Consider the following 10,605-nt stretch of genomic DNA (forward strand, 5'->3'; position numbering starts at 1 on the left):
GACCCGGCGGGGGCATGGGTGCGATACCGGCCCATCACCAGGTACAGGCCCGGGCGGTCGGGACGAAGCACCGCCGTGCCGTCAGCGCCGCTGGTGACGTTGGCCACGCCCTTGCGCCCCGCATCATCGTAAGCGGTGCCGGCGCGGTAGAGGGTGAGGGTCTGACCCGCCAGCGGCTTGCCATCGAACAGGACGCGTACCGCCAGGCCGGCGGAACGGTCGATCTGGTTGGGGTGGGTCTGGGGCACGAACTCCAGCCCATGCCCGGTGGGCGCCACCACCGCGGTGGTGGGCGCGCCCTTGCTGACGTAGGCGTCGGCGCGGGTGACGCTTTGATAATCCACCACCTCGGCACCCGCCGGCGGCGTCTTGTCGCCATCCTCGCCCAGGACACGCCAGTCGCCGTTGACCTTGACCATGCGCCCCTTGCGACCCAGCCGCTCCCCCGTCGTCAGGCGGTAGGTGCCGGGCTCCGGCAGAGCGGCCTCGAACACCGCCATGTCCCTCAGGTAGGTGACCGACGCCTTCTCCTCCGCACCCGACGGCAGCACGACGGCAAAGGCGTCGGAGCGCAGGACCACGTCGGGGGTGAAGAAATCCTCGGTGAAGGAGGACTCGACCGTCACATGGTCACGGGCGCCAGTGACAGCGAACTGGTTGGGCAGCAGGTAGGGCGTGTGGGCCTGGACGCCCCGCCCCGCCAACATCCCCGCCGTCAGCGCCAGCACCGACACCAGACCAGCGGCCCCTTTCCGTCCCATTCCCATCGCCACGTCATCCCCCAAGCCGCGTTCATCAGCGTGTGGCATCACCAATAATGAGAGTCATTCGCATTTGCAAGGAGAAAAGTGACCGCTCTCCCGCCATCGCGAAGGGGCGGATGTGAAACGGCTTGCCCAGCCACTACCCTTAAGAGAGAAACATGGCCCTTAACTATCGTGTATATCAGCATCACCACAACAACTCCGGCGGGAGATTCCTATGAGCGCGCCAACTGTGACCTACAACGACATCTTCGCCCCCAACTATTCCGTCACCGGCATCCGCCAGGATGGCGGTGAGGGCCATCCGGTGGTCATCACCGGCAGCTATGAGCCCAGCGGTGGCGGCTCGCCCCTAGGCCTGCTGTATCGCGGACCGCTATATCCCACCGATAGCGACGGCTACATCTTCCTGACGCCCACCTTCCCCGGGCAGACCGTCACCTCCTCCATCTTCTACGGCCCCAACACCCCCCTGTTCGATCCGTCGCTGGGACAGGGCGATATCCGGGCGGTCGGCAGCTACAAGTACAGCGAGGGCGGCGAGCGCGACTATGGCATGATGTACCAGGGCGCCCCCGACGGGTCGGGCACCTGGACCCAGATCAATGTGCCCTCGGACCTGGCCGGCGGCACCGTGGCCAACACCATCCCGCATAGCACCATGGGTGACATCGTGGTCGGCAATTACGATGTCGAAGGGCAGCCGGCCTCGGGCAACGGCTTCATTTACAACCTCAAGACAGGGGCCTATCAGGTGCTGGACATCGGTGCCCTGGCCACGCTGTACGGCGTCTGGCAGAACGGCGCCGAAGGGCCCGCCGCCTACACCCTGGCCGGCGGTTACAAGCAGGGCACCGGTCTGAACGCCGGGCTGCTGGTGGACTACGACCCCGCCACCGGCGCGCTCAGCCACGTGACGGCGTTGAGCTACGAGGAAAAGCCCGGCGTCATCACCCATTTCGAAGGCATCACCGGCGTTCCCGACGGCTATGCCCTGGCGGCGACAACCGATGCCGGCGCCGCCTTCGCCCAGGTGGACCGCCAACCCGACGGCGGCTTCGGCCAGGCCCGCTGGTTCGCCACCACCAACCCCGCCACAACCGGTCTCTGCACCGCCAACTCCATCCTCGACAACACGCTGATCGGCATCTATCAGCCGGCCAGCGGCGGAATTCAAAGCTACGCCGCCACGCTGGCCGGCTGACGGCTCCCCGCCTCGTTGACAGTCCCGCCGGCCCGTGCAACCCTGATTCCGGGTCGATTGAGCACGGTTTCACCGGGCCGGCGGCGCCTACAAAAGCACTGAACAGTTCAGAAAAACTGGCCTCTGACTTAAATAAAATCAATGAGTTGTCTTGGTTTCCGGCCTTGAACGCCCGCGTTCGCGCGTGGGATGGTCCAAGGGCGGCCCAGACCTCTCACGGAACAGGAAACCGGCGCGACGCATGCCGCCGGAACAACGGAATGGGGAAGACTCGCCGCCCTTCAGAAAAATAATGGAGGCGGAACGGGCATGGTTTCGAGTGGCATGAAAAGGCGCGACCTGCTGACCCTGATCGGGACGATGGCGGGCAGTGCCGTGATGTACCAGGCGGCCACCAGCATGGGCCTGGCGGCGGAGACGACCTACAAGGGCCCCATCAAGCTGGACGGCAACGCCAAGGGCGCCTCCATCCTGATCCTGGGCGCGGGCGTCGCGGGCCTGGTGGCGGCGATCGAGCTGCGCAAGGCCGGCTACAAGGTCCAGGTGCTGGAGTACCGGGAAAAGGCAGGCGGCCGCAGCTGGAGCCTGCGCGGCGGCGACACCTATACCGAGCTGGGGGGCTTCAAGCAGACGGTGGGCTTTGACAAGGGATTGTACGTCAACCCCGGCCCCTGGCGCATCCCCTACCACCACCGCGCCGTCCTGGACTATTGCCACCGCTACGGCGTGGCGCTGGAGCCGTTCAACCAGGTCAACTACAACGCCTATCTGCACTCCGCCAAAGCCTACGGCGGCAAGCCGCAGCGCTTCCGCGAGATCCAGGCCGATTACCACGGCCATGTGGCGGAACTGCTAGCCAAGCTGACCGGGCAGAAGGCGCTGGACGGCACGGTATCCAAGGAAGACCAGGAAAAGCTGCTGGAATCGCTGCGCGCCTGGGGCGGCCTGGACAAGAACTACGCCTATACCGCCAGCCTCGATTCCAGCAATGTGCGCGGCTATGAGAAGGCGCCGGGCGGCGGCGTGGGCGGCGCCCCCGTCCCCTCCACGCCCGCGTCCCTGACCGATGTGATGCAGGGCGGCCTCTGGCGCTATCTCGGCATGGGCCTGCGTGATGAATTCCAGTCCACCATCTTCCAGCCGGTGGGCGGCATGGACCAGTTCCCCGCCGCCTTGGCGCGCGAGGTGAAGGACCTGATCCGCTTCAACACCAAGGTGACGGAGATCCACCAGGACGACCACGGCGTCACGGTCACCTATACCGACACGGTGAAGGGCGGCGCGCCACAGACGGCCAAGGCCGACTGGTGCCTGTGCACCATTCCCCTGTCGGTGCTGGGCCAGATCAAGCTGAACGTGGGCGCCAAGATGGCCAACGCCATCAGCGCCGTGCCCTATGAGGCGGCGGCCAAGGTGGGCCTGCAGTTCAAGCGCCGCTTCTGGGAGCAGGACGAGGCCATCTACGGCGGCATCAGTTTCACCGACCTGCCCATCGCCATGATCGGCTATCCCAATAGCGGCTACGGCAGCCCGGGCAAGGGCGTGCTGCTGGGCACCTACGTCTTCGGCACCTACGCCATGGAGTTCACCGCCCTGCCCCCGGAGGAACGCGTCAAGCGCGCCCTGGCCTACGGCGCCCAGATCCACCCGCAGTACGCCAAGGAGTTCGACAACGGCGTGGCCGTGGGCTGGCACCGCGTGCCCTGGACCCTGGGCTGTCATGCCTCCTGGACCGAGGAGACGCGGGCCGCGCACTACCAGGACCTGTGCCAGGTGGACGGGCGCATCGCGCTGGCGGGCGAACACGCCAGCTACATCACCGGCTGGCAGGAAGGGGCGATCCTGTCCTCCCTCGACGCCATCACCCGGCTGCACCAGCGGGTCGTGGCGGCCTGACCGTCCCCTTGAGCGAGAGACGCATCCCATGACGATACGCAAGACCTTCGCGGTGAAGGCGGCCGGCCTGACGGCGCTGCTGACCGCGCTCTACGCCATCGCCGGCGCCACCCTGCCCCACCCGGCCCACGCCCAGGCGTCGGACGCCAGTTCCGCCGCCTTCGCCAGCCCGCGCCATTTCGGCCAGAAGGATGGCGCCGCCCTGTACCAGGCCATATGCCAGGGTTGCCACATGCCGGATGCGAAGGGTGCCACCGGCGCCGGCACCTATCCAGCGCTGGCGGGCAACGCGAACCTGGAGGCGGCGGGCTATCCCGTCGCCATGGTGCTGCACGGCCAAAGGGCCATGCCGCCCATCGGGGAGTTCCTGGACGACGACCAGGTGGCGGCGGTGGTCAACTACGTCCGCACGCACTTCGGCAACCACTACAGTGACACGGTGACGGTCGCGGACGTGAAGGCCGCGCGCTGACGCCCTGAGGGCACGCTCCCCGGACGGTTACGAGACTCTCCGGGGAGCGAAGCGACGAGGACGCGACCGCGTCCGCCGGAGCTTTTTGGGGAGCGGAGCGGACTGAAAATCGAGGACAAGCCAAGATTTGGAAGACACAAGGCCACGGATGTGGCCGTCCGGCACCTGCGGGCCTAACCCGCCAGCCTGCGCCCCAGTTCAGCCAGGCAGGCGTCACGGTCGGGCTGGAAGTCGTGGGCGATCCACCAGCGCTCCACCTCCCCCATCAGGCGGCCGACCTCCGGCCCCGCCGGCACCCCCTTGTCCAGGACATCCTGGCCACGCAGGGGGAATGGGATTTCCCGCCAGGCGGAGGCCTCGGCCAGCGGCTCGAACAGCTCGAACGCCGGCGTGCCCATGGACGCCGCCGCCAGCAGCAGCACGGCGCGATAGATCTCCGGCCCCAGGCGGTGCAGGGCGATGCGTCGCGATTTGATCGGCAGGTTGGGGTGCACATCCACCACCGGGGCGGCGATGGCCGCCAGCCGGTCGCGCTGGAAGTTGGAGAAGCGCAGCCGGTCGGCCACCGCCTCGGCAGCACTGTGGGCCAGCGGGCCGGCGGGCAGCAAGGCGGCCAGGCGGGCCAGCGGCTCCGTCTCCCCCACCATCCATTCCAGACGGTCCAGCGCCGCCAGGCGGTCCACGGCCATGGCCTGGGGCAGCACCTGCGCCATGATCCCCTGGTCCACCATGATGCGCCAGACGTCGGCGGCGCGGTCGGTGGCCAGCAGTTTCAGCAGTTCATCCCGCACCCGCTCCCCTGACAGGCCACTGACCAGGGGCGCCAGGCGGGTGCAGGCCGCCATGGCCGCCTTGTCCGGCTCCCCCTTGCCCAGGCGGGCGTAGAAGCGGAAGAAGCGCAGCAGGCGCAGCACATCCTCGCGGATGCGGGTCTCGGCGTCGCCGATGAAGCGCACGCGGCCCGCCGTCAGGTCGGCCACACCGCCGAAGGGGTCGTACAGTTCCCCATCCACGGTCAGCGACATGGCGTTGAAGGTGAAGTCGCGCCGGGCGGCATCGGCCAGCCAGTCATCGGTGAAGGCCACCCGGGCGCTGCGGCCGAAGGTTTCCACATCCTGGCGCAGGGTGGTGATCTCGAACGTCTCGCTGCCGACGATGGCCGTGACCGTGCCGTGCTTCAGGCCGGTGGGAATGACGCGGATGCCGTCGGCCTTCAGCCGGCGCATCACCTCTTCCGGCGGCAGGGGGGTGGCGATGTCGATGTCCGCCGCCTGGATTTCCAGCACGCAATCGCGCACGCAGCCGCCGACGAACCGCGCCTCCTGCCCGGTACGCATCAGGGATTGCAGGACGCGGCGGCTGGCCACGGAGGCCAGCTGGCCCGTGGGCACCAGGGTACGAACAGAAGTCATGACGCCTTTAGGTTGTATTCTCTTGCGATTTTAACAAGCCCGGACTGCGGGGGCAACGTCCGCCGTCCCACCCTTGCGGCCGCATCGTGCCAACAGCTATGGGATGGGGGCGGGCGGGCCGTGCCGCGCGGTGCGTCAGGGCATCCCCAACACATCGCACAGGTTCACCAGCATCCCCGCCGTGGCCCCCCAGATGTAACGCTCATTGTAGGGGAAGACCCAGAAATGCCTGAGCGCGCCCTTGAACTCCCGCGACTGGCGCTGGCGGCTGCCGGGATCCAGGATGAAGGCCAGCGGCACCTCGAACACCTCCTGCACTTCCGACGGGTCGGGCTGCAGGAAGAAGGGCGGGTGCACCAGGCCCACCACCGGCACCACGCGAAAGCCGGTGCGGGTGTGATAGGTGTCCAGCCTGCCCACCACCTCCACCTGGGTGGGCGGCAGTCCCACCTCCTCCTCCGTCTCGCGCAAGGCGGTGGCCACGGCGTCCGTATCCTCCGGCTCCACGCGGCCACCGGGGAAGCTGATCTGGCCGCCGTGGGCCGCCAGGTGGGCGGTGCGCTGGGTCAGCAACACGCTGACGCCCTCCGGCCGGTCGACCAGCGGCACCAGCACGGCGGCGTCGCGCACCGTGGCCGGCGGGTCGAACAGGCCGCTGGCGTCCGCAACATTGCCGTCGCGGTCACCCCGCGCATTGATGCCCGGCCCCTCGAACGCGAACGCCCCCTCGTGCCGGCCCCCGCCTGGCCGACCGGCGAAGACGCGGCGGATCGCCGCCGCGGTTGTCACGCCGCCTCCAGGGGGAAAAACACGCCCTGGCTCCACACGCCGGCGGGGCCATCGCCGTCCGCCGCCAGCGCCATGTCGGCCAGTTCGTAGAAGACCGGGCGGTTCAGCCGCGCCTCCAGCCCCCGGCCAATGTCGCCGCGCACGTGGATGTAGGGGCTGGGCTCCCCCGTCACGGGATCAACCGCCACCCGAATCGGATGCCCCGGCCCGGCCGTCACCCAGTGGTCCAGGTTGGTGCGGAAGGACAACGCCTGGTTCCGGCCCTCCCCCTCGCGCCTCATCTCAACGGCCACGAAGGGCGCGTCGTCCACCCGGATACGCCCGCGTTCCGCCGGGGTGACCAGCCAGTAGTCGCCGGCCTCGTCCCGCCTGAGAACGGTGGAGAACAGCTTGACCAGAGGCAGGCGGCCGATGGGGCTGCCGTGGTAGAACCACGTGCCGTCGCGGGCGATGCGGATGTCATAGCCCTCATCTGGGCCCTCATCTGGGCCCTCATCCGGCCGGGTATCTGGGGCATCGCCGTTATGGGCGCGCGCCGCCCTCAGGCCAGCCAGATCGGCGGGACCTTCCGGGGCGCTGGCGGGGCCGGGTGAACCCCCGTCCGCGGCGTCCTGGCCGGTTCCGGAACCGGCATCGGGCTTGCTTTCCGTCATGACGCAATCAACCATCAAGCCGAATGGCCCATCCCCATCAGCCAATCTGACGAGGCCCTGGACCGGAAAATTTTCCGATTTCGGCCACAAAGCTAGCATAAAGGGGGCTGGCATAAAGGGCCGGAGCCGGCGTTTTGGCATTGCTGGTGAACAATTGCACTCTTGGGAGACCCCGCGTTGAGCATCACCGACCTGCCCCGTGACCAGGTTTACCCGGATGCGGGCCTGGCCCTGGACATCGAGAACACCGGCCTGAAGCTGGCCCGTGTCCGCGCCATGATCGGCCAGGCCATCTTCGGTCAGGAAGAGGTGATCGACCTCAGCCTCGTCACCCTGCTGGCCGGCGGCCACCTGCTGCTGGTGGGGGTGCCAGGCCTGGCCAAGACCCGGCTGGTGGAGACACTGGGCATCGTGCTGGGCCTGGATGAACGCCGGGTGCAGTGCACCCCCGACCTGATGCCCGCCGACATCCTGGGATCGGAAGTGCTGGAAGAGGGGGAGCACGGCCGCCGCGCCTTCCGCTTCATTCCCGGCCCCGTCTTCGCCCAGCTGCTGATGGCCGATGAGATCAACCGCGCCAGCCCGCGCACCCAATCCGCCCTGCTGCAGGCCATGCAGGAAGGACGGGTGTCGGTCGCCGGCCACTACCACCCGCTTCCCCGCCCCTTCCACGTGCTGGCCACCCAGAACCCGCTGGAGCAGGAAGGGACCTACCCCCTGCCGGAAGCGCAGTTGGACCGCTTCCTGCTGCAGGTGGATGTGACCTATCCGGAGCGCGACGCCGAGCGGCTGATGATGATCGCCACCACCGGCGCCGAGTCCAACCCCGTGGCCCCCGTGCTGTCGGCGGCGGAGCTGCAGGCGGCACAGGAGCTGGTGCGCCGCGTGCCGGTGGGCGACAGCATCGTGGACGGCATCCTGGACCTGGTGCGCAGCGGCCGGCCGGAAACCAGCGACGTGGCGGAGGTGCGCCGGCACGTCGCCTGGGGCCCTGGCCCCCGCGCGGCCCAGGCGCTGATGCTGGCCAGCCGCGCCCGCGCCCTGATGGACGGGCGCTACACTCCCTCGCTGGACGACGTGGTGGCCCTGGCCAAGCCGGTGCTGCGCCACCGCATGGCGTTGAACTTCAGCGCCCGGGCGGAAGGCGTCACGCTGGACGCCGTCATCGACCGCCTGTGCGCGCCGCTGGCCTGATGTCCACCACCAACGCCAAGCCCCCCCGGGACCCGGTGCCCCCCCGGGATTCGGCACAGGCTGCCAGCCGCCTGCGCGACCGGGCCGACGCCCTGGCCCAGCGCCTGCCGCCCCTGCTGGTGGCGGCGGAGCGGGTGGCCGCCACGGTGTCACCCGGCCTGCACGGCCGCCGCCGCGTAGGCACGGGCGAGGCCTTCTGGCAATTCCGCCGCTATCAGCAGGGCGACGACACCGACCAGATCGACTGGCGCCAGTCGGCCAAGGGCGACCATGTCTATGTCCGGGAGAACGAGTGGGAGGCGGCGCAGACCGTGTGGCTGTGGCGCGATGCCGGCCCGTCCATGGACTGGCGATCGGACCCGCAGCTGCCGCTGAAGCGGGAGCGGGCGGACCTGCTGGCCCTGGCGCTGGCCTGCCTGCTGGTGCGCGGCGGCGAGCGCGTGGGCCTGATGGGCGGCCCCCGCCCCCTTCCCGGCCGCCCGGCGCTGGAGCCGCTGGCCCTGGCGCTGGGCCGCAAGGAGGCGGCACCGGCCCCCGTGTCGCCCGCCCTGCCCCCTTCGATTCCCCTGGCCCGCCACGCCCGGCTGGTGATGATGGGCGACCTGCTGGCGCCGCTGGGGGACATCCAGGCCGCCGTCGCCTTCCATGCCGGCCATGGCGTGCGCGGCCATCTGCTGCAGATCCTGGACCCGGCGGAGGAAACCCTGCCCTATGACGGGCGGGTCGAGTTCCGGGCGGTGCCAGGCGCCCTTGGGGGCGACCAGCGCCTGCTGGTGCCCCGGGTGGACGGCCTGCGGGAAGCCTATCAGGAGCGGCTGGCCGCCCACCGCGCCGGCTTGGCGCAGATCGCCCGGGCCAGCGGCTGGTCCTTTTCCCTGCACCATACCGACAAGGCGCCGCAGACCGCCCTGCTGGGCCTGTGGGGCGCCCTGTCGCAGGAGAGCGTGCGGAGCGCCGCCGCCCATGCCGGCGTGGCGCATGCGGCAGAGGGGGACGCCTGATGGCCTTCGTCAGCCCACTGGTGCTGTGGGCCCTGGTCCTGCTGCCGGGCCTGTGGTGGCTGCTGCGCCTGACGCCGCCCGCCCCCAAACGCGTCACCTTCCCGGCGCTGCGCCTGCTGCTGGGCCTGACGGCCAGGGAGGAGACGCCGGCGCGCACCCCCTGGTGGCTGCTGCTGCTGCGGCTGGTGCTGTGCGCCCTGCTGATCATCGGTCTGGCCCGCCCCCTGCTGCATCCCGACACGGCCACCGCCACCGGCAGCGCGCCCCTGCTGTTGCTGGTCGACACCGGCTGGGCCGCCGGCCGCGACTGGCCCGACCGCCAGCAGGCGCTGGACCGGCTGGTGACCCAGGCCGAGCGTGAGAACCGCCCCGTCCTGCTGCTGGCCACCGCCCCCAGTGCCGCCGGGGAAACGCCGCAGGTGCAGGGCCCCCTGAGCGCGACGGCCGCCCGCCGCCTGGTGCAGGCCCTGGCGCCGCAGCCCTGGCCCAGCGATCGCGCCGCGGCCCTGGCGGCCCTGGACACCGCGCAGAAGACCGGCCCCCTGGCCGGCGTCACCGCCGACAGCTACTGGCTGGCCGATGGCCTGAACGACGGCAGCGTGGCGGCGTTGGCCGCCCGCCTGCGCGCCCTGGGCCGCGTCACGGTGATGACCGCCGGCGCCGACCACGGCCCGCTGCTGCTGCGCGCGCCCAACAGCGACGCCGGCGCTTTGATGGTTCCCGTGGAGCGGGCGGAGGGAACGCAGGCTCAGCCCATCGCCGTGGAGGCGCTGGGCGAGGATGGCCGCGCCCTGGGCCGGGCGGAGGGCATCTTCACCCCCGGCCAGCGCCAGTTGACGCTGCCCCTGACCCTGCCGGGCGAACTGCGCAACGCCGCCGTCCGCCTGCATATGGAAGACCGCGCCGGCGTTGGCGCCACCCTGCTGCTGGACGATCGCTGGCGCCGGCGCCCCGTGGGCCTGGCCACCGCCGGCCCCGGCGGTGACAGCCAGCCACTGCTGTCCAGCCTCTATTACCTGGACCGCGCGCTGGCCCCCTATGCCGAGGTGCGGCGAGGCACCGTGCCGGCGTTGCTGGACGGCGGCGTCTCCGTCCTGGTGCTGCCCGACATGGGCGCGTTGAGCGATGGCGACACCGGCCGCGTGGCCCGCTGGATCGACCAGGGCGGCGTGCTGGTGCGCTTCGGTGGCACCCGCCTGGCGCATAGACGGCGCCGGTGG

At 70.1% G+C, this 10,605-nt stretch carries 10 protein-coding genes; 6 read left to right on the forward strand and 4 right to left on the reverse strand.

The annotated features are described in order from the left end of the window. Nucleotides 1–761, reverse strand: a 761-nt coding sequence (locus tag I55_RS18180; protein WP_049974250.1) for a DUF4198 domain-containing protein, incomplete at its 3' end; no start/stop codon positions are given. 220 nt (nt 762–981) lie between these two features. On the opposite strand from I55_RS18180, the gene I55_RS18185 reads away from it, so the two are divergent. From I55_RS18185 to I55_RS18195, 3 genes are all read left to right on the forward strand, one after another. After that, nucleotides 982–1,968, forward strand: coding sequence for a hypothetical protein (locus tag I55_RS18185; RefSeq protein WP_148293820.1), 987 nt, complete (start codon nt 982–984; stop codon nt 1,966–1,968). Nucleotides 1,969–2,292: 324 nt separating this feature from the next. Beyond that, a complete protein-coding gene (locus I55_RS18190; RefSeq protein WP_044561999.1) occupies nt 2,293–3,864 on the forward strand; it encodes a flavin monoamine oxidase family protein in 1,572 nt (523 codons plus the stop codon). A gap of 28 nt (nt 3,865–3,892) precedes the next feature. Continuing rightward, complete coding sequence (locus I55_RS18195) at nt 3,893–4,336, forward strand: cytochrome c (RefSeq protein ID WP_083901218.1); 444 nt, start codon at nt 3,893–3,895, stop codon at nt 4,334–4,336. Between the two features lie 173 nt (nt 4,337–4,509). Here I55_RS18195 and I55_RS18200 read toward each other — a convergent pair whose 3' ends face one another. From I55_RS18200 to I55_RS18210, 3 genes are all read right to left on the reverse strand, one after another. Further along, nucleotides 4,510–5,748, reverse strand: coding sequence for a CCA tRNA nucleotidyltransferase (locus I55_RS18200; protein WP_044562000.1), 1,239 nt, complete (start codon nt 5,746–5,748; stop codon nt 4,510–4,512). A 135-nt stretch (nt 5,749–5,883) separates the two neighbouring features. Continuing rightward, nucleotides 5,884–6,537: a CoA pyrophosphatase gene (locus tag I55_RS18205; RefSeq protein ID WP_252181198.1), complete on the reverse strand. Its 654-nt coding sequence runs from the start codon at nt 6,535–6,537 to the stop codon at nt 5,884–5,886. Further along, nucleotides 6,534–7,190, reverse strand: coding sequence for a DUF1285 domain-containing protein (locus I55_RS18210; RefSeq protein WP_083901219.1), 657 nt, complete (start codon nt 7,188–7,190; stop codon nt 6,534–6,536). Before I55_RS18210 ends, I55_RS18205 begins: the two co-directional genes overlap by 4 nt. A 177-nt stretch (nt 7,191–7,367) precedes the next feature. Here I55_RS18210 and I55_RS18215 point away from each other — a divergent pair, with 177 nt between their 5' ends. From I55_RS18215 to I55_RS18225, 3 genes are all read left to right on the forward strand, one after another. Next, nucleotides 7,368–8,384 (forward strand): AAA family ATPase, encoded by a 1,017-nt coding sequence (locus I55_RS18215; protein WP_376739202.1) that lies wholly within the window; start codon nt 7,368–7,370, stop codon nt 8,382–8,384. Continuing rightward, on the forward strand, nt 8,384–9,385 hold the full coding sequence (locus tag I55_RS18220; RefSeq protein WP_044562007.1) for a DUF58 domain-containing protein: 1,002 nt from the start codon (nt 8,384–8,386) through the stop codon (nt 9,383–9,385). Before I55_RS18215 ends, I55_RS18220 begins: the two co-directional genes overlap by 1 nt. Beyond that, on the forward strand, nt 9,385–10,605 hold a 1,221-nt coding region (locus I55_RS18225; RefSeq protein WP_044562002.1), incomplete at its 3' end, for a BatA domain-containing protein. The genes I55_RS18220 and I55_RS18225, both read left to right, overlap by 1 nt.

The sequence above is a fragment of the Azospirillum sp. B4 genome (genome assembly GCF_000333275.1).
GTDB lineage: Bacteria > Pseudomonadota > Alphaproteobacteria > Azospirillales > Azospirillaceae > Nitrospirillum.